At 73.5% G+C, this 17,945-nt stretch carries 18 protein-coding genes and 1 pseudogene; 12 read left to right on the forward strand and 7 right to left on the reverse strand.

The window, feature by feature from the left end; all coding sequences use genetic code 11:
- The first annotated feature begins 39 nt into the window (after positions 1 to 39).
- The 5 genes and pseudogenes from BLW86_RS31245 (at position 40) to BLW86_RS31255 (ending at position 3,289) form a co-directional block, all read left to right on the forward strand.
- On the forward strand, positions 40 to 585 hold the full coding sequence (locus tag BLW86_RS31245) for an RNA polymerase sigma factor (protein ID WP_093877133.1): 546 nt from the start codon (positions 40 to 42) through the stop codon (positions 583 to 585).
- The gene (locus BLW86_RS31250) at positions 582 to 1,328 is read left to right on the forward strand and encodes a hypothetical protein (protein WP_143060287.1); all 747 of its coding nucleotides are present in this window, start codon (positions 582 to 584) and stop codon (positions 1,326 to 1,328) included. Before BLW86_RS31245 ends, BLW86_RS31250 begins: the two co-directional genes overlap by 4 nt.
- A gap of 217 nt (positions 1,329 to 1,545) precedes the next feature.
- A pseudogene (locus BLW86_RS41605) lies at positions 1,546 to 1,689 on the forward strand (peptidase C39 family protein); the annotation flags it as partial.
- Positions 1,690 to 1,764: 75 nt separating this feature from the next.
- Positions 1,765 to 1,911 carry an SCO1431 family membrane protein gene (locus BLW86_RS41130; RefSeq protein WP_107466152.1) on the forward strand — a complete coding sequence of 49 codons (147 nt, stop codon included), beginning with the start codon at positions 1,765 to 1,767 and terminating at the stop codon, positions 1,909 to 1,911.
- 205 nt (positions 1,912 to 2,116) lie between these two features.
- On the forward strand, positions 2,117 to 3,289 hold the full coding sequence (locus BLW86_RS31255; protein ID WP_093877135.1) for an acyl-CoA dehydrogenase family protein: 1,173 nt from the start codon (positions 2,117 to 2,119) through the stop codon (positions 3,287 to 3,289).
- Here the strand turns inward: BLW86_RS31255 and BLW86_RS44115 are convergent.
- Positions 3,252 to 3,656: a hypothetical protein gene (locus BLW86_RS44115; protein WP_371129628.1), complete on the reverse strand. Its 405-nt coding sequence runs from the start codon at positions 3,654 to 3,656 to the stop codon at positions 3,252 to 3,254. The two genes, BLW86_RS31255 and BLW86_RS44115, sit on opposite strands and share 38 nt — an antisense overlap.
- A gap of 144 nt (positions 3,657 to 3,800) precedes the next feature.
- Here BLW86_RS44115 and BLW86_RS31270 point away from each other — a divergent pair, with 144 nt between their 5' ends.
- Both BLW86_RS31270 and BLW86_RS31275 read left to right on the forward strand, forming a co-directional pair.
- A complete protein-coding gene (locus BLW86_RS31270; protein ID WP_093877136.1) occupies positions 3,801 to 4,904 on the forward strand; it encodes an Rv3169 family protein in 1,104 nt (367 codons plus the stop codon).
- A gap of 66 nt (positions 4,905 to 4,970) precedes the next feature.
- The gene (locus BLW86_RS31275; protein WP_093877137.1) at positions 4,971 to 6,062 is read left to right on the forward strand and encodes a phosphotransferase family protein; all 1,092 of its coding nucleotides are present in this window, start codon (positions 4,971 to 4,973) and stop codon (positions 6,060 to 6,062) included.
- Between the two features lie 9 nt (positions 6,063 to 6,071).
- On the opposite strand, the gene BLW86_RS31280 is transcribed toward BLW86_RS31275, so the two are convergent.
- On the reverse strand, positions 6,072 to 6,440 hold the full coding sequence (locus BLW86_RS31280; protein ID WP_093877138.1) for a hypothetical protein: 369 nt from the start codon (positions 6,438 to 6,440) through the stop codon (positions 6,072 to 6,074).
- Positions 6,441 to 6,665: 225 nt separating this feature from the next.
- Between BLW86_RS31280 and BLW86_RS31285 the strand changes: the two genes are divergently transcribed.
- From BLW86_RS31285 to fxsA, 4 genes are all read left to right on the forward strand, one after another.
- Positions 6,666 to 7,106 (forward strand): Lrp/AsnC family transcriptional regulator, encoded by a 441-nt coding sequence (locus BLW86_RS31285; RefSeq protein WP_017242178.1) that lies wholly within the window; start codon positions 6,666 to 6,668, stop codon positions 7,104 to 7,106.
- Between the two features lie 96 nt (positions 7,107 to 7,202).
- Positions 7,203 to 8,840 carry an amidohydrolase gene (locus BLW86_RS31290; protein ID WP_093877139.1) on the forward strand — a complete coding sequence of 546 codons (1,638 nt, stop codon included), beginning with the start codon at positions 7,203 to 7,205 and terminating at the stop codon, positions 8,838 to 8,840.
- A gap of 465 nt (positions 8,841 to 9,305) precedes the next feature.
- Positions 9,306 to 10,082 carry a polyprenol monophosphomannose synthase gene (locus BLW86_RS31295; protein WP_093877140.1) on the forward strand — a complete coding sequence of 259 codons (777 nt, stop codon included), beginning with the start codon at positions 9,306 to 9,308 and terminating at the stop codon, positions 10,080 to 10,082.
- 73 nt (positions 10,083 to 10,155) lie between these two features.
- The gene (gene fxsA / locus BLW86_RS31300; RefSeq protein WP_093877141.1) at positions 10,156 to 10,749 is read left to right on the forward strand and encodes an FxsA family membrane protein; all 594 of its coding nucleotides are present in this window, start codon (positions 10,156 to 10,158) and stop codon (positions 10,747 to 10,749) included.
- A 108-nt stretch (positions 10,750 to 10,857) separates the two neighbouring features.
- On the opposite strand, the gene BLW86_RS31305 is transcribed toward fxsA, so the two are convergent.
- The 4 genes from BLW86_RS31305 to BLW86_RS31320 form a co-directional block, all read right to left on the reverse strand.
- On the reverse strand, positions 10,858 to 11,232 hold the full coding sequence (locus BLW86_RS31305; protein WP_015032218.1) for an RNA polymerase-binding protein RbpA: 375 nt from the start codon (positions 11,230 to 11,232) through the stop codon (positions 10,858 to 10,860).
- A gap of 255 nt (positions 11,233 to 11,487) precedes the next feature.
- The gene (locus BLW86_RS31310; protein ID WP_093878962.1) at positions 11,488 to 12,858 is read right to left on the reverse strand and encodes an MFS transporter; all 1,371 of its coding nucleotides are present in this window, start codon (positions 12,856 to 12,858) and stop codon (positions 11,488 to 11,490) included.
- 41 nt (positions 12,859 to 12,899) lie between these two features.
- Positions 12,900 to 13,664, reverse strand: coding sequence for a glycerophosphodiester phosphodiesterase family protein (locus BLW86_RS31315; RefSeq protein WP_093877142.1), 765 nt, complete (start codon positions 13,662 to 13,664; stop codon positions 12,900 to 12,902).
- Positions 13,661 to 14,461, reverse strand: coding sequence for a membrane protein YczE (locus BLW86_RS31320; protein WP_371129629.1), 801 nt, complete (start codon positions 14,459 to 14,461; stop codon positions 13,661 to 13,663). Before BLW86_RS31320 ends, BLW86_RS31315 begins: the two co-directional genes overlap by 4 nt.
- Positions 14,462 to 14,564: 103 nt before the next feature.
- Between BLW86_RS31320 and BLW86_RS31325 the strand changes: the two genes are divergently transcribed.
- Positions 14,565 to 16,067, forward strand: a complete 1,503-nt coding sequence (locus tag BLW86_RS31325) for an SCO1417 family PLP biosynthesis transcription factor (RefSeq protein WP_093877143.1) — start codon at positions 14,565 to 14,567, stop codon at positions 16,065 to 16,067.
- 70 nt (positions 16,068 to 16,137) lie between these two features.
- Here BLW86_RS31325 and BLW86_RS31330 read toward each other — a convergent pair whose 3' ends face one another.
- A complete protein-coding gene (locus tag BLW86_RS31330) occupies positions 16,138 to 17,937 on the reverse strand; it encodes a hypothetical protein (RefSeq protein WP_256341477.1) in 1,800 nt (599 codons plus the stop codon).
- Positions 17,938 to 17,945: the final 8 nt, after the last annotated feature.

The following is a 17,945-nucleotide window of genomic DNA, read 5'->3' on the forward strand; positions in this document are numbered from 1 at the left end:
CTGGGCAGCGCGACGCGGGAAGGCCAGGGAAAGATTTCTTTGAGGGTGGACGACGCCACTCTGCAGCATGCGGTGGAACGTGCGCAGAACGGTGACGACGAGGCGTTCGCCGAGGTGTACCGGATCGTGCAGCCCGGGCTTCTGGGGTATCTGCGAGGGCTCGTCGGTGAGTCCGCCGAGGACGTGGCCTCCGACGCGTGGCTCGAGATAGCCCGTGACCTGGCGCGGTTCCGCGGAGACGGGGCGGGGTTTCGCGGCTGGACCGCGACCATCGCCCGCCACCGAGCGCTGGACCACCTGCGGCGCCTGCGCTCCCGACCGTTCACGACCCCATTCGAACAGGACGTGCTCGATCTGCCCGCCCCGGGGGAGACGGCCGGCGAGGCCCTTGAGGCGATGTCCACCGCCGAGGCGCTGGCCCTGGTCACGGCGCTCCCCCCGGACCAGGCCGAGGCTGTGCTGCTGCGGGTGGTCATCGGGCTCGACGGACCCGCGTCGGCCCGGGTGCTGGGCAAGCGGGTGGGAGCGGTGCGCTCCGCCGCGCACCGCGGACTGAGGCGGCTCGCGAAGGAACTGCTGGGATGAGTGCTGAGAACGGTATGCGGGAACACGACGACGTCGAGGCGGCACTGGCCGCTGCCCTGCGCCCCAGGGACGTGGACGATGCCGCGGCCCGCGCGGCCGTCGCCGCGTTCCGTGCCGCCCGCGACACGGGCCTGCACATCTCCCGGCGCACCAGGCGCCGTGATGACTGGCGTCCCGTACCGGAACGTGGCACGGGACGCTCGCTGAAAACCTCGCTCGCGGCCCTGGCCGCGAGCCTGACCCTGGGCGGGGTGGCGTTCGCCGCGGCCGCGTCGCACAGCCCCTCCGACGAGATGGAGGCACGCGACCCCCAACCCCGCCGCAGCACCTCTGCTCCGCAGCCGTCCAAGGAACCTGTGATCGCACCGTTCGAGTCCCCGGATTCAAGTCCGCCGGCCGCTCACGGAGTCCCCACACCCCGCGTTCCCCACGATCAGGCCCACCTGCCTCGGTCGGACGAGGCCCTCTGCCGTGCATACGAGAAATCCCCGGACAAGGGCAAAGCCATGGAAGCGGCGGCCCGGCAGCGCCTGGTCGCCGCGGCTGACGCCAAGGACGTCGCGACCTACTGCGACTCCCTCCTGGCGTCCGCGCCCCCAGACTCACCCCCGGCCCCCGGGAACGGACACTCCGCCCCCGCCGAAAGCTTCTTCGGTACCCGCACAAAGCCCGAGGTGGGTAATCCGGTCCGCCGCCCCTCTATGCCCGCTTCGGATTCCCGCAAGGGCAGTAATAGGGAATGACGACCGCGCTAAGCGGGCGGAGCTCTGTCGGGCGACCAAGGGCACGGGGTCGGCACCGATCCAGCACGACGCACCCGAGCGGACCGGAACGGACGCCGGCGGAAGTCGGCACCAGGTCAGCACCAGCGCGTCCGCGCTCGATTTGCCTCGCGCGGACGGGCCTCTGACCTGCGTGTTTGTGCGGGAGGGCGTCGCACGGCAAGCGGCGCCCTCCCCTTTGGAGAACATCTGGCTGCGCACCAAGCGCTACAACGCGAGCGGCAAAGTGGTGTCCGGCACAGGAGGGGTCTGCTACCTCTACTTCCCCGAGCGCCCCTCGGCCGTCCAGCGCAAGGCACTGGAGGCCCTCGGCATCGGCTGACGCGGATCGGCGGCCCCGGGGGACGTGACCGACGTCTCTACCCCGGGGCCGCCCCGGTGTCGCAAGGTGGTCGGCATGACCTCCACCACCCACTCCCGCCTCCTCGTCCGCGCACGGACGGGCGGCCCCCGCGACGACGGCCCCAAGATCCTGGAGCACGTCCTCGGCTGGACCCTGGTCGTCCTGCTCGCCCTCCTCGTCACCCGGGCGGGCCTCATGTGAGACGGTCACGACCCACGGGCCTCCGCGCGGCCCCGGCAGCCGGGTGCGCCCCGGCGTCCGCTCGGCCGCCGTGGGCGTCCGTGCGACCCCCGGCAACCGTGTGCATCCCCGGCGCCCGTGTGATCCTCCGGGCCGGAACGGGCATACTCCCCGCGATCTCGGCACTCCGCGCGCGCCCGCGCCCGGAAGGGAGGAGCGTCCGGCCATGACCGACAGCGCCGCGGACGGCGTGGAACGCCGGCTGCCCACCGACGAGGCCCGGGAACTGCTCTCCCTGGTGCGTGACATCGCCCGGCGGGAGATCGCCCCGCGCGCCGCCGAGGAGGAGGCCGCCGGCCGCTTCCCGCGCGAGCTGTTCACGCTGCTCTCCCGCTCCGGGCTGCTCGGACTGCCGTACGACCCCGAGCACGGCGGGGGCGGTCAGCCGTACGAGGTCTACCTCCAGGTCCTGGAGGAGCTCGCCGCCGCCCGGCTCACCGTCGGGCTCGGCGCGAGCGTCCACACCCTGGCCTGCCACGCGCTCGCGGGCTACGGCACCGACGGGCAGCGGGCCGCGCACCTGCCCGCGATGCTGGGCGGCGGTCTCCTCGGCGCGTACTGCCTCTCCGAACCCTCCGCGGGATCGGACGCGGCGGCCCTGCGGACCCGCGCCGTCCGGGACGGCGAGGACTGGGTCGTCGACGGCACCAAGGCCTGGATCACCCACGGCGGGATCGCGGACTTCTACACGGTCATGGCCCGTACCGGCGGGCCGGGCGCGCGCGGCATCACGGCCTTCCTGGTGCCGGGGGACGCGCCGGGGCTGAGTGCCGCCCCTCCCGAGCGGAAGATGGGCATGAAGGGCTCTCCGACCGCGCAGCTCCACTTCGACGGGGTGCGGGTCGCCGACGACCGGCGGCTGGGCGGGGAAGGGCAGGGCTTCGCGATCGCCCTGGACGCCCTGGACTCGGGGCGGCTCGGCATCGCCGCCTGTGCCGTGGGGCTGGCCCAGGCGGCCCTGGACGAGGCGGTCGCGTACGCGAAGGGGCGCCGCCAGTTCGGCCGGCCGATCGCCGACTTCCAGGGGCTCCGCTTCCTGCTCGCCGACATGGCGACCCGGATCGAGGCGGGCCGGGCGCTGTACCTGGAGGCGGCGCGGCTCCGGGACGAGGGGCGGCCCTTCGGCCGGCGCGCGGCGATGGCCAAGCTCTTCTGCACGGACGCCGCCATGCGGGTCACGACGGACGCGGTGCAGGTGCTCGGCGGCTACGGCTACACGGCGGACTTCCCCGTGGAGCGGTATCTGCGCGAGGCGAAGATGCTCCAGATCGTCGAGGGGACCAATCAGATCCAGCGCGTGGTCATCGCCCGTCACCTGGTCGGACCAGAGTCCCGCTGACGCGTACGGTGCGGTCCGCCCAGACCGGTCCGGCGGCGAGCCTGGTCCACTCCTGGTCGCGGTGGCCGGGCAGGGTGCGGCCCTGGCTGGCCCAGAGGGAGAGCACGTCCCGGTAGATGGGCGGGTCGGCGGGGACGGGGGGCTTCACCTGCGCCTGTCCCTGTCCCTGCCCCTGCGCCGGTACGGGGACCGGGACGGGCACGGGGGTCGGCGCGGGCGCCGGGGCGAGTGCCGACGCCGGGGCGGGAGCCGGGGCCGGGGTCGGTGCCGGCTCCGTCGACGGCGACCGAGGAACCGATTCTTCACCGCGCGGTTCGGCCTGCCGGTGCCGACCGTAACCGCTGGGAGTGGTGTACAGCGTGGTCATGCCCGGACCAACGCGCCCCAGCGGCCGGGGTCACCGCCGAGCGGATTCGAGCGGAAGTTCGCCCAGTACCCGGTGCACGACTCTGGCCCCCCGAACGAGAACTGACGTACCGTCAGATCCCACTCGCCGCTCAGGAGGTCAGCCGTGGACGACGACCGGCCCGTCGCGCTCGACGAATACCCCGTGCACCAGGCACCGCTCTCGATGAAGCACCACGTCAGCGGCGACCGAAACGCCTACGACCGGTGCATCTTCCACGTCTTCGACCACGCCGGCCGGGCCCTGCTCATCGCCGGTCTCGGCGTCTACCCCAACACCGGGGTCGTCGACGCCTACGCCACCCTGCGCACCGGTGACCGGTTGCACGCCGTCCGCGCCTCCGACGCCCTCGGCGACGACCGGATGAACCTCTCCGTCGGCCCGCTGACCATCACCGTCGACGAACCCCTCCGACGCCTCTCCCTGCACTGCGCGGCCGACCCCGACGACCCGGACGGGCTCTCCTTCGACCTCACCTGGACCGGCGACTTCCCCGCCGTCTGGGAGCCCCACCACATCCAGCGCCACGGCGGCCGACTCACCCTGGAAGGCCGCCGCTTCGTCCAGGCCGGACACTGCGCGGGCACCATCAGGGCAGGCGGCGAGGAGTTCACCGTCACGGCGGGGGAGTGGACCGGCACCCGCGACCGCAGCTGGGGCGTCCGGCCCCTCCCCGGCGAGGAACCCGGCCGCGCCGCGGAGTTCCGCCCCGAGGGCTTCCACTGGCTCTGGATCCCGATGCGCTTCGAGGACCGCTTCCTCATGGTCATCGCCCAGGAGGACGCCGACGGCTACCGCACCCTCAACGAGGCCCTGCTCGTGCGGAACGGCCACCGCGACACCCAGCTCGGCTGGCCCCGTACCGAGATCACGTACCGCCCCGGCACCCGCCACCCCGAGCGGGCCACCGTCCACCTCACCGACCCGGCCGGAAAACCCCTGGAGATCGGCGTCGAGATCCTCGCCTCCTCCCCGCTCGCCGTCGGCGCCGGCTACCCGCCCGCCACCGACTGGCAGCACGGGACCTGGCAGGGCCGCGGCTGGACCGACCGCAGCGTCTACGACCTCTCCGACCCCGCCGCCCACCCCATGGCCGCCTACGGCGTCACCGACCACGCCGCCCGCTTCACCCTCGACGGCCGCACCGGCCACGGCATCTTCGAGCACGGGTCCTTCGGCCGCCACGACCCCAGCGGCCTCACCGCTTAGCTCACGAGAACGCCAGACGCAGGACCGGCGAGGTGAACCGAGCCCCCGAAAAAGAAGGAGCGCCCCTTGGCCACCGCCCCGCGCCCCCGTACCACTACCCGCGACCCCGAGGAACTCGGCCGGCGGCTCACCGCCTGGCTGGACCGGCACCTGCCCGGCGCCGGGGTCACCGGCCTCGCCGTCCCCGGCTCCAACGGCATGTCCAGCGAGACCCTGCTCTTCGACCTCGACCACCCGGACGCCCCCGTGCGCGGCTGCGCCCTGCGGCTCGCCGCCGACCCCGCCGCGTACACCGTCTTCCCCGTCTACGACATGGCGCGCCAGCACCGGGTGATGCGCCTCGTCGGCGAGCACACCGACGTCCCCGTGCCGCGCGTGCTCTGGCTGGAGGAGGACCCGGAACCGCTCGGCGCCCCCTTCTTCGTGATGGCCCGCGCCGAGGGCCGCGTCCCGCCGGACGTCATGCCCTACACGTACGAGGGGAACTGGCTGCACGCCGCCACGGATGCCGAACGCGACCGCCTGGAGGCCGAGTCCGTCTCCGTACTGGCCAGGCTGCACGACCAGTTCCCCGCGAAGGAGGCCGAGTTCCTGCTGCCCGAAGGCGCCGGGAGCCCCCTGCGCCGGCACGTCGACGCCCAACGCGCCTACTACGCGTGGGTCGTGGAGGGGCTCGCGCCCTCACCGCTCATCGAGTCGGCCTTCGACCGGCTCGAGGAACTCTGGCCGGCCGACGAGGGGCCCGCCGTCCTCGGCTGGGGCGACGCGCGCATCGGGAACATCGTCTACGACGGGTTCACCCCCGCCGCCGTCCTCGACTGGGAGATGGCGGCGTACGTCCCCCGCGAGGTCGACCTCGGCTGGACCGTCTATCTGCACCGCTTCTTCCAGGACCTGACCGTCGGCTTCGGCCAGCCGGGGCTGCCCGACTTCCTGCGGCGCGACGCGGTCGAGCGGCGGTACGCGGAACTGACCGGCCACACCCCGCGCGACATGGAGTTCCACACGCTCTACGCGGCGCTGCGGCACGCGATCGTGATGCTCAGGATCGCGTACCGCCAGGCCCACTTCGGCGAGGTCGAGGTGCCCGGTGACCCCGACGGCCTGATCCTGCACCACGCCACGCTCGCGGCGATGGTGCGGGGAAGCTACTGGTAGCCGGCCGGCTCAGGCCGCGCGCCGCATCTGCGGCACCCGGATCGGACGCGAGCCCGGACCGCCGACGTGCGAGAAGGGCTGCGTGCGCCAGTCGAGTCCCTGGGGGAGCGTCAGGAGCAGTGCGGTGTCCTGCTCCTGGACCCCCAGCACGTCGTCGGCGGGGCGGGCCTCGGCGGCCGGGAGGCCCGTGCCCGGGCAGACCGTCAGGACGAAGGGGTTCCACGGCGACGGGCAGAGCGCGTGCTCCGGCAGCGCGTCCTCGTCCGCGAGCAGCGCGATGGGCTGCACGCACTCCGGGCAGACGACCCGGAACATCTCAAAGGTGTCGTACGCGTCGAGCTCGTCGGACGTGTCGACCGATTCAACAGGCTCCTGCATTGGGAATCTCCCCCTTGGCTGGGTCGGCCGGATCTGTACGGCCCCGACCACAGCAAGCACTTCCCATGCGGAACTCCGCATAACCGTGAGGCGGCACCCCGGGCCGGGCGCAAACCTGTGGCGTTCGTCACATGCCTGTCGCAGGTGCCCCGTGACAGCCCATAGCGCCCCATACGGGCCGCCCCCGACTGTGCCCCCGACCCCGCGGAGCAATAGGGTCACCGCATGGAGGAGCTGGATCGTCAGATCGTGGAGTTGCTCGTCAAGGACGGGCGCATGAGCTACACCGACCTGGGCAAGGCCACGGGCCTGTCCACGTCGGCGGTGCATCAGCGCGTCCGCCGGCTGGAGCAGCGCGGGGTCATCCGCGGCTACGCCGCCGTCGTCGACCCGGAGGCCGTGGGCCTGCCGCTCACCGCGTTCATCTCGGTCAAACCCTTCGACCCCAGCGCCCCCGACGACACCCCCGACCGGCTCGCCGACATCCCGGAGATCGAGGCCTGCCACAGCGTCGCGGGCGACGAGAACTACATCCTCAAGGTCCGCGTCGCCACCCCGCTGGAGCTGGAGCACCTGCTCAGCCGCATCCGCTCCCAGGCCGGGGTCTCCAGCCGCACGACCGTCGTCCTGTCCACCCCGTACGAGGCCAGACCGCCCCGCATCTGACGCACCCGGCCGCCGGGCCCCGGCGCCCGGGGGCCGACGCGCCATCAAGGGGACCTGCCGGACAAACCACATCCCGGCAGGTCCTAGCCTGGTGCCATGAGTGAGTCCATGCCTCCTGCGTCTCCCGGCGACCACCGCACCGTGCTGCTGCGCGGTGGAGAAGTGCACAGCCCCGCCGACCCCTTCGCCACCGCCATGGTGGTGGAGCGCGGTCACGTCGCCTGGGTGGGCTCGGAGGGGGCGGCCGACGCCTTCGCGTCCGGCGTGGACGAGGTCGTCGACCTGGAGGGCGCGCTCGTCACCCCGGCGTTCGTCGACGCGCACGTGCACACCACCGCCACCGGCTTCGCCCTCACGGGGCTCGACCTGTCCTCCGCCGCCTCGCTCGCCGAGGCCGCGGGACTGATCAGGGCGCACGCCGCCGCCCGCCCCGAGGACCGCATCCTCATCGGCCACGGCTGGGACGCCTCCCGCTGGCCCGAGCGCCGCCCGCTCACCCGCGCCGAGCTCGACGAGCTCACCGGCGGCCGCCCGCTCTACCTGACCCGGATCGACGTCCACTCGGCCGTCGTCACGACCGCCCTCCTCGACCTCGTGCCCGGCATCCGGGACCTGGACGGCTTCCACGACGGGCAGCGGCCGCTCACCGGCGACGCCCACCACGCCGTGCGCGCGGCCGCCTTCGCCGCCGTCTCCCCGCTCCAGCGCACCGAGGCGCAGCGCGCCGCCCGGCTGCGGGCCGCCTCCCTCGGCATCGGCACCCTGCACGAGTGCGGCGGTCCGCAGATCTCCTCCGAGGAGGACTTCACCGGACTCCTGGACCTCGCGCGCGAGGAGGCCGGGCCCCGGGTCGTGGGCTACTGGGCCGACCTCGACGTCGAGCGGGCGAGGGCCCTGGGCGCCCTCGGCGCGGCCGGCGACCTGTTCGCCGACGGCTCCCTCGGCTCCCACACGGCCTGCCTCCACGAGCCGTACGCCGACCACGCCGGGCACAGCGGCTCGGCCCACCTGGACGCGGCCACCATCGCCCTGCACGTCGTCGCCTGCACCGAGGCGGGCCTCCAGGCCGGTTTCCACGCCATCGGGGACGCGGCGGTGACCGCGGTCGTCGAGGGCGTCAGGGCCGCCGCCGAGAAGCTCGGTCTGGCCCGCATCCGGGCCGCCCGGCACCGCGTCGAGCACGTCGAGATGCTCACCCCCGAGACGATCGCCGCCTTCGCCGAGCTGGGACTCACCGCCTCCGTCCAGCCCGCCTTCGACGCCCTCTGGGGCGGCGAGGAGGGCATGTACGCCGACCGGCTGGGCGCCGAGCGGGCCCGCACCCTCAACCCGTACGCCGCGCTGCTGCGCGCCGGGGTGCCGCTGACCTTCGGTTCCGACAGTCCGGTCACCCCGCTCGATCCGTGGGGCACCGTCCGGGCCGCCGCCTTCCACCGGACCCCCGAGCACCGGATCTCCGCCCGGGCCGCCTTCACCGCCCACACCCGGGGCGGCTGGCGGGCCGTGGGCCGGGACGACGCGGGGACGCTGGTCCCCGGCGCCCCCGCCGACTACGCGGTCTGGCGCACCGAGGAGCTCGTCGTCCAGGCACCCGACGACCGGGTCGCCCGCTGGTCCACCGACCCGCGCTCCGGAACGCCCGGTCTGCCCGATCTGTCGCCCGGTGTCGATCTTCCCGTCTGCCTGCGGACGGTGGTGTACGGGCAGACGGTGTTCGTACGGCCGAACGACTGATACAGGGATATTTCGGACCCTGACCACCGTCCCGCACGCCTGTCCCCGACCTGCGGATTCTCCCCTCCGGCCTGGCCTTTTGGAGAGTCTCCGCAGGTCAAGTCGGTGTTGACAGTCGCCCGCCGGGGGCGGGTAGGTTCACCGCGTCCACCACAGGACGTCCGACCGGACCGCCCCCACGCCGTGCCCGAACGCCGCCCGCGCCTCGGCCGCGAGGGAAGGCTTCCCCGGCGGAAGGTGCGACCCGGGTGGGGCCCGGACGTTCAGTAGACAACGGCTCTCGGTCGACCCGCAGCCAGCGGATCCCAGGTCGGACCGAAGGACGCCGGGCCCCGCACCGCACGTCACCCGCCCCTGTGGCCCCTTCCGTCCGGTCTGTCACCCGCACCACTCGACCCGCCGCGCCGGAGCACGCCGGGGACCTCGCTATGGTGGGGTCCTGCGTATGTATCCGAAGGGGCAGTAGTGAACGACGGTGGCCAGAGGCGTTACGGCCCGCTCGGCAAGGCCTTGGTGATCATTCCGACCTACAACGAGGCGGAGAACATCAAGCCGATCGTGGCGCGGGTGCGGGAAGCCGTGCCCGAGGCGCACATTCTCGTCGCGGACGACAACAGCCCCGACGGCACGGGAAAGTTCGCGGACGAGATCGCGTCCGAGGACGACCACGTGCACGTCCTGCACCGCAAGGGCAAGGAGGGGCTCGGCGCCGCCTACCTCGCCGGCTTCCGGTGGGGCATCGAGCAGGGCTACGGCGTCCTCGTCGAGATGGACGCCGACGGCTCCCACCAGCCCGAGGAGCTCCCGCGGCTGCTCACCGCCCTCAAGGGCGCGGACCTGGTCCTCGGCTCCCGCTGGGTGCCGGGCGGCCGGATCGTGAACTGGCCGAAGTCCCGCGAGTTCATCTCCCGGGGCGGCAGCCTCTACTCGCGCGTGATGCTCGACGTGCCGATCCGCGACGTCACCGGCGGCTACCGGGCCTTCCGCAAGGAGACCCTGGAGGGCCTGGGCCTGGAGGACGTGGCCTCGGCGGGCTACTGCTTCCAGGTCGACCTGGCCCGCCGCGCGGTCGCCGCGGGCTTCCACGTGGTCGAGGTCCCGATCACCTTCGTGGAGCGCGAGGTCGGCGACTCGAAGATGAGCCGCAACATCGTCGTCGAGGCGCTGTGGCGGGTCACCGGCTGGGGCCTGACGGCGCGTGCGGAGAAGGTCGGCAAGCTGCTCGGCCGCAAGCCCTCCTGACGTCCGTACGGCTCCTTCCGCACTGATCCTTCCTTTACGACGTTCCGGCGGGGCGCCAGGCACACTGGGGTCCATGACGACCGGCGCACCGCCTCCCCTCGCCCCCAAGCGCTCACGCGCGCGTACGTTCCTTCCGCTCGGCGTCGCCGCCTGGCTGGTCCTGGAGATCTGGCTGCTCACGGTGGTGGCGGACGTGGCGGGCGGACTGACCGTCCTCGCCCTGCTCGTCGGCGGTGCCGTGCTCGGCGCCGCCGTCGTGAAGCGGGCGGGCCGCCGCGCCTTCCGCAACCTCACCTCGACCTTCCAGCAGGCCCAGGCGGCCGCGCGGACCGGCGTGGCGCCCTCGCCCGACGACCGGGCCGGCGCGGACGACCGCAACGGCTTCCTGATGCTCGGCGGCCTGTTCCTGATGATCCCCGGCCTGCTCTCGGACGCGGCCGGTCTGCTCCTGCTGATCCCGCAGGTCCGCTCGTTCCTCGGACGGTACGCGGAGAAGGCCGTCGAGCGCCGGATGGACGCCGCATCCCCCGGCAGCCTCCAGGACGCCTTCCAGCAGGCCCGTATCCACCGGCCGGACGGGAAGGTGGTCCAGGGTGAGGTCATCCGCGAGGACGCGCCCCAGGGCCCCCGTCGGCCCGAGGGACCCCGTCCGCCGCTGACGTCCTGATCGCACGCCCGTGCCCCGCCTCCTCCGGGAGCGGGGCACGGGAACGCCGCGGGGCCCGGTACACGATGTGTACCGGGCCCCGCGGCGTAGTGCTGTTGCGGCGGTCCGCTAGGCGGACTTGCGGCTGTCGCGCGGATGCACGGCGATGTTCATGGCGCCGGAGCGCAGGACGGCCAGCCTCTCGGCGAGGACCTCCTCCAGCTCCTCGCGGGTGCGGCGCTCCATGAGCATGTCCCAGTGCGTACGCGCAGGCTTGCCCTTCTTCTCCTCAGGTCCGTCCCCGTCCACCAGGAGTGCCTGGATTCCGCAGACCTTGCACTCCCACTCCGGCGGAATCTCCGCCTCGACCGAGAAGGGCATCTCAAAACGATGTCCCTTCTCGCATGCGTACTCCACCGCCTGGCGCGGGGCCAGATCGATGCCGCGGTCGGTCTCGTAGCTCGTCACCACGAGGCGCGTGCCGCGAAGAGCTCGCTCACTCATGAATCGTGCCTCCCGGGCTTGTCGCCCACAGGACAGGTGTCGCTGTCGTCGTTATCCGGTCAACGTCCGGTCGGCGGTAAAGATTCCCGTGCCGGGTCATGCGTCGCCCGTCGTGCCGCCCCTTGTTGTACCCACCAGTGCCCGTTTTGTCACATCTGACGGCAGATGTGACCCGGTGTCTTCACCAAAGCAGCACGCAGTAACGGTCCGCCTGGCAGGCCAAACGCGTACACTACCGCCCTTTCATCGCCACGTCTAAATACGCTCGGGTATCGGGTTCCCCGCGGCCTCCACCGCACGCCGGACCGGGACCCGGGCGAGCAGCGCGAAGCCGACGGCGAAGAAGATCACCAGGGAGATGATGGCATCCCGATAGCTTCCGGTCAGCTGATACGCGAGACCGAACACGAGCGGACCCAGCCAACTGAGCCCCCGGTCGCTCATCTCGTACGCCGAGAAGTACTCCGCCTCCTTGCCGCGCGGCACCAGATGCGAGAACAGCGAACGCGACAGGGCCTGGCTGCCGCCCAGGACCAGACCGATCGCGGCCGCCAGGCAGTAGAAGAACACCGGCGAGCCGGCCGGCAGGAAGTACCCCGCCGCCAGGATCAGCGTCCAGACCGCCAGCGAGCCCAGAATCGTCCGCTTGGCGCCGTACGACCGGGCGAGTCGCCCCATCCCGAGGGCGCCCGCCACCGCCAGCACCTGGACGAGCAGGACCGCCGTGATGAGCGTCGTCTGGTCGAGGCCCAGCTCCTCCGAGCCGTAGATCGAGGCCTGCGAGATCACCGTCTGCACGCCGTCGTTGTAGACGAGGTACGCGAGGAGGAAGGAGAGCGTCAGCGGATGCCGGCGCATGTCCCTCAGCGTGGCCCGCAGCTGGCCCCAGCCGCTGCCGACCGCGCCCTCGCCGGACCGCTCGGCCCCCTCCGGGCGGACCCGCCGGTCCCGCAGCCGGCGCAGCGGCACCAGCGTGAAGGCGCCCCACCACAGACCGGCCGAGGCCAGACAGACGCGGACCGCCTCGCCCTCCGTGAGGCCGAAGGAGTCGTGCCCCGAGTAGAGGACCAGGTTCAGGACGAGGACCAGCGCGCCGGACGTGTAGCCGAAGGCCCAGCCGCGCGAGGAGACCGCGTCCCGCTCGTCCGGCTCCGCGATCTGCGGCAGATAGGCGTTGTAGAGCACCATCGAGACCGACAGCGAGGCGTTCGCCACGATCAGCAGGAACGCGCCGAGGAGGTAGCGCTCGCCCGCCAGGAAGAACATCCCGGCCGTGGCCGTCGCTCCCAGATAGGCCGATGCCGCGAGCAGCGGCTTCTTCCGGCCCGTCCGGTCCGCCACCGCGCCCACCAGCGGCATCACCAGGACCGCGACCACGATCGAGGTGGACACGGCGTACGCGAAGAGCGAGCCGGCCCGCACCGGGACGCCCAGCGGGTGCACGAACCCCTCGGCGTCGGCCGCCGCCCGGGCCACCGAGGTCAGGTACGGCCCGAGGAAGACGGTGAGCACGCTCGTCGAGTAGACCGAGCACGCGAAGTCGTAGAAGTACCAGCCCCGCTGCTCGCGCCGCCGCTCGGCGGGACCGGCGGCGTGCTCCTCCGGCTCGATGGTGTCAGCGGTCACGGCCGCGCCCTCCTCGTTCGTCCCCGTGGCCGGGACGCGGCTCAGATCCACGCTCCCCGATCGGTGAGCACGCCGCGCAGCGTCTCCAGGTGATCGGTCATGATGCCATCGACTCCCAGGTCGAGGAGAGAGTTCATCCGGGCGGGATCGTTCACCGTCCACACGTGGACCTGGAGCCCGCGCGCGTGCGCCTCCCGCACGAAGCGGCGGTCGACCACCGGGACCCCGGCCTGGCGCTCCGGGACCTGCGCCGCAACCGCCCCGGCCCGCACCGCCGCCGGGATCCCCCAGGAGCGCAGCCGCAGCCCGACCACCCCGCGCACCCCGTACGAGGTGGCGAGCTGCGGACCGGCCATCCGCTGGGCCCGCGCCACCCGGGACTCGGTGAAGGAGCCCACGCAGACCCGGTCCCAGGCCCTCTTCTTGCGGATCAGGTCGATCAGCGGATAGAGGGCCGACTCCGCCTTGAGGTCCACGTTCCAGCGGGCCTCGGGGAACTCCTCCAGGAGGTCGGCGAAGAGCGGCAGCGGCTCCTTGCCGGCCACGCGGGCCTCCCGCACCGCCGCCCACGGCAGGTCGCGGATCCGGCCCGAGGCGTCCGTCATCCGGTCGAGGGTCGCGTCGTGGAACGCGACGAGCACCCCGTCGGACGTCGTGTGCACATCGGTCTCGAAGTAGCGGTAGCCCGCCGCGGCGGCCTGGCGGAAGGCGGCCGCGGTGTTCTCCAGGCCGTTCGCCGTGCCGCCGCGATGGGCGAACGCGAGGGGGGAGGGGTGGTCGAGATAGGGGTGGCGTACGCGAGTCACGGCCGCAGTATGGCGCCTTCCGGTGTCCCGGCGGCGACCGAGGAGGGGACGGAGCCCGGCTCGGGGGTGAGCACGGCGCTGCCGGAGGCGGGCTCGGGGACGGGTGTCGCGAGACCGGAGACGGGCCCGGGGGTGGGCGTCGCGAGACCGGGGGCGGTCTCGGAGGCGGGTGCCGCGCTGTCGGAGTCCGGCTCCGGGAGGGCGAACCAGCGCAGGAAGAACTGGGCGAGCGGGCCGATCGCGAGCGCGTACAGGACCGTGCCGACGCCGACCGAACCGCCGAGCAGGAAGCCGGTGGCGACCACCACGACCTCGATCGCCGTCCGCACCAGCCGGATGGACCGGCCGGTGAGCCGGTGCAGACCGGTCATCAGGCCGTCGCGCGGGCCGGGCCCGAACCGCGCCGCGATGTACAGACCGGTGGCGACGCCGTTGAGGACGATGCCGAGCACGAGCAGCGGCACCTGCCCGACCAGGCCGTGGACGTCCGGGACCAGGGCCAGGGTGCCGTCCATCGCCAGACCGATCACGAACACGTTGGAGACCGTGCCGAGCCCGGGCCGCTGCCGGATCGGGAGCCACAGCAGCAGCACCATCGCGCCGACGACGATCGACACCACGCCGATGGACAGCCCGGTCTTCTCGGCGAGGCCCTGGTGCAGGACGTTCCAGGGCTCCAGGCCGAGCCCGCTGCGCACGAGCAGCGCCGAGCTGGCCCCGTACAGCGTCAGTCCGACGTACAGCTGGACGAGCCGACGGGCGAGGTGCCGGCCGTGGAGGCCGGAGGCGATGGACAAGGAACTGCCCCCCAAGGTGGTGGTAGTGGACTGACTCATGACACTCTGTGGCGGGGGATCGGATCTCGCCCATGGCCAATTCGAGGAAGGTGGACTGATTTCCATGGCTCAGTGGACTTCGGCGGTGGGACCGGCCCAGCTCGCCCGGCAGCTCCAGGCACAGCAGCCCCGGCCCGCCGGCCCCGGCACCCGCAAGCCGCCCGCCTACCGCGCCCTGGCCGACGGCATCCGGCTGCTCGTCCTGGAGGGCCGCGTCCCGGTCGCCGCCCGTCTGCCCGCCGAGCGGGAACTCGCCCTCGCGCTCACCGTCAGCCGCACCACGGTCGCCGCGGCCTACGAGGCGCTGCGCACCGAAGGCTTCCTGGAGTCGCGGCGCGGCGCCGGCAGCTGGACCGCCGTGCCCGCCGGGAACCCGCTGCCCGCGCGCGGCCTCGAACCGCTGCCCCCCGAGTCCCTCGGCTCGATGATCGACCTCGGCTGCGCGGCGCTGCCCGCGCCCGAGCCCTGGCTCACCCGGGGCGTCCAGGGCGCCTTGGAGGAGCTGCCGCCCTACGCCCACACGCACGGGGACTACCCGGCCGGGCTGCCCGCGCTGCGGCAGATGCTCGCCGACCGGTACACCGCGCGCGGGATCCCCACCATGCCCGAGCAGATCATGGTCACGACCGGCGCCATGGGCGCCATCGACGCCATCTGCCACCTCTTCGCCGGGCGGGGCGAGCGGATCGCCGTCGAGTCGCCCTCGTACGCCAACATCCTCCAGCTGATGCGCTCGGCCGGCGCCCGGCTGGTGCCCGTCGCCATGGCCGAGGGCCTCGGCAGCTGGGACCTGGGCCGCTGGCGGCAGGTGCTGCGGGACGCGGCACCCCGTCTCGCGTACGTCGTCGCCGACTTCCACAACCCGACCGGCGCGCTCGCCGACGAGGACCAGCGGCGGCAGCTCGTCGAGGCGGCCCGCTCGGCCGGCACGGTCCTCGTCGTCGACGAGACCATGGCCGAGCTGCACCTGGACGAGGACCTGGAGATGCCCCGGCCGGTCTGCGCCTTCGACCCGGCGGGCGCCACCGTCCTCACGGTCGGCTCGGCCAGCAAGGCCTTCTGGGCGGGCATGCGCATCGGCTGGGTCCGGGCCGCCCCCGACGTCATCCGTTCCCTGGTGGCCGCGCGGGCGTACGCCGACCTCGGCACCCCCGTCCTGGAGCAGCTCGGCGTGAACTGGCTCATGCGGACGGGCGGTTGGGAGGAGGCTGTGAGCCTGCGCCGCGAGCAGGCCAGGGAGAACCGGGACGCGCTCGTCGCCGCCGTCCGCCGGGAGCTCCCGGAGTGGGAGTTCGCGGTCCCGCGCGGCGGTCTGACCCTCTGGGTCCGCACCGGTGGCCTGTCCGGCTCCCGGCTCGCCGAGGCGGGGGAGCGGGTCGGCGTCCGTGTGCCCTCCGGCCCCCGCTTCGGTGTCGACGGCGCCTTCGAGGGTTTCGTCCGGCTGCCCTTCACGGTCGGCGGCCCGGTCGCCGACGAGGCGGCCGCCCGGCTGGCCGCCGCGGCCCGCCTGGTCGAGTCCGGCGCGGGCAGCGGGGGAGCGGAGCCGCCGAGGTCGTTCGTGGCGTAGCGGTCCCACAGGGACGGCAGGAGGGCCCCACGCGCGCGTGGGGCCCTCCTGCCGTCGTGGTCCGTCCTTCTCAGCCCTCCGCCGGGACGGGCGTGTGGAACGGGGCCGGGCCGGAGTCCGGTTCGGCGCGGGGCGCCGGCGCCGGTTCGGGGGCCGAGGCGGGGACCGTCTCGACCGCGGAGGCCGAGATCGTCACCGTGTCCTGAGAGGTGATCACGGCCGGGGCCGGGGTCTTGACGGTGACCGTGTCCTGAGTCGTGACCGGGGCGGGGGTCTTGACGGTGACCGTGTCCTGGGACGTGACCGGGGCCGGGGGCTTGACCGTGACCACGGGCGGGTGCGCGGGCGCGGCCGGGGCCGTGATCGCGCGGCGCTCCGGGAGCAGGTCCAGGACCGCCTGCCGGTGCGCCTCGCTCGTCGCGTCGTCGTACGGGTCGGGCGTCGCCGGCACCTGGAGCCGCAGGACCGGACCGGCGCCCAGGCGCGCGTAGCCACGGCCCGCCGGGACCTCGGGCGTCGGCGTGGTGTGCGGCCGGGCGCCGAGGACGGCCGCGATCTGCTCCGGGGCGGCGGGGCCGAGGACGATCCGGGCCCGGGTGTGGGTCCGTACCGCCTCGCTCAGCGTCTCCGTGCTGTCGAACTGCTCGGCCACCACCACCGTGACCTGCGCCGTGCGCCCGTGCCGCAGCGGCACCTGGAGCAGCTCCTGCGGGTCGGGGCGGCCGTCGGCGGCGGCCAGGTGGCCCAGGACGCTCGGCCGGTCGAGCAGGATCCACAGCGGACGGCGGGTGTCCTCGGGCGCGGGCTGTCCGGCCTGCCGGGCCCGGTTCGCGGCGATCAGCCGCCGCTCCGTCTCGTGCGCCGCCCACTCCAGGGTGGCGAGGGCGCCGGAGAGCCCGCACTCGACCGCGAGGACGCCGGCGCGGCCGGTCAGGCAGGCGTACTCGCCGGTGCCGCCGCCCTCGACGATCAGCACGTCCCCGTGGGGGAGGGCCTGGAGCGCGATCGAGCGCAGCAGGGAGGTGGTGCCGCTGCCGGGCTGTCCGACGGCGAGCAGGTGCGGCTCGGTGGAGCGGGGGCCGGTGCGCCAGACGACGGCCGGCGCGTCCTCCGTGCCGTCCGCCGAGACGACCGGCACGGTCCGCTGCACGGCGTCGGCGTCGGTGAACCCGAGGACGGTCTCGCCCGGCACCGTGACGAAGCGCTGGGCGGCGATGGTGGTGGGCAGGGCGGGCAGCACGCTCATGACGAGCCGGTTGCCCTCCTCGTCCCAGTCGAAGCGGTACTCGCGGCCGCGCCCCGACTTGGCGTGCAGCAGCTGCTCGATGCGGGCGCGGGCGGCCGGTTCGCCGTCGGTGAAGTACGGGGGGTACGCGATCTTCAGCCGGGTCGGCCGCCCGTCCTCGTCGAAGGCGTACTCCCCGAAGGCGCTGCTCCACTCGCCGCCGTGGGCGAAGAGCGGTGCGGGGTCCTCCGGCACGGAGAAGTACGGCACGAGCGCCTCGTACAGGCCCTTGAGCCGGGCGATCTCCGTGTCGTCGGGCCCGGTCTTCACGACAGGGCGCTCCCGGCCCAGCCAGGCGGCCACGGCCATGAGCAGGACGAGCGCGAGGAGCGGCCCGTACGGCATGAGGGCGACGACCAGGACGCAGGCCGCGACCAGGAGCAGCGTGGGACCACGCCGCTCCTTGGGGGTCGCGGCCCACTTGGCGCGCGCGGTCGCGGCCAGCTTCCGCAGACCACGGGAGACCGTGATCAGCGGATGGAGCACGTCGGTGGCGCTGTCGGCGGCCGTGCGCGCGATCTCTCGACTGCGAGCGATCTGTGCGCTGCCGCTGCTCAGAATGCGGGGGAGTGGTCGCCGGGCCACGAAGTACT

The sequence above is a fragment of the Streptomyces sp. TLI_105 genome (assembly GCF_900105415.1).
GTDB lineage: Bacteria > Actinomycetota > Actinomycetes > Streptomycetales > Streptomycetaceae > Streptomyces.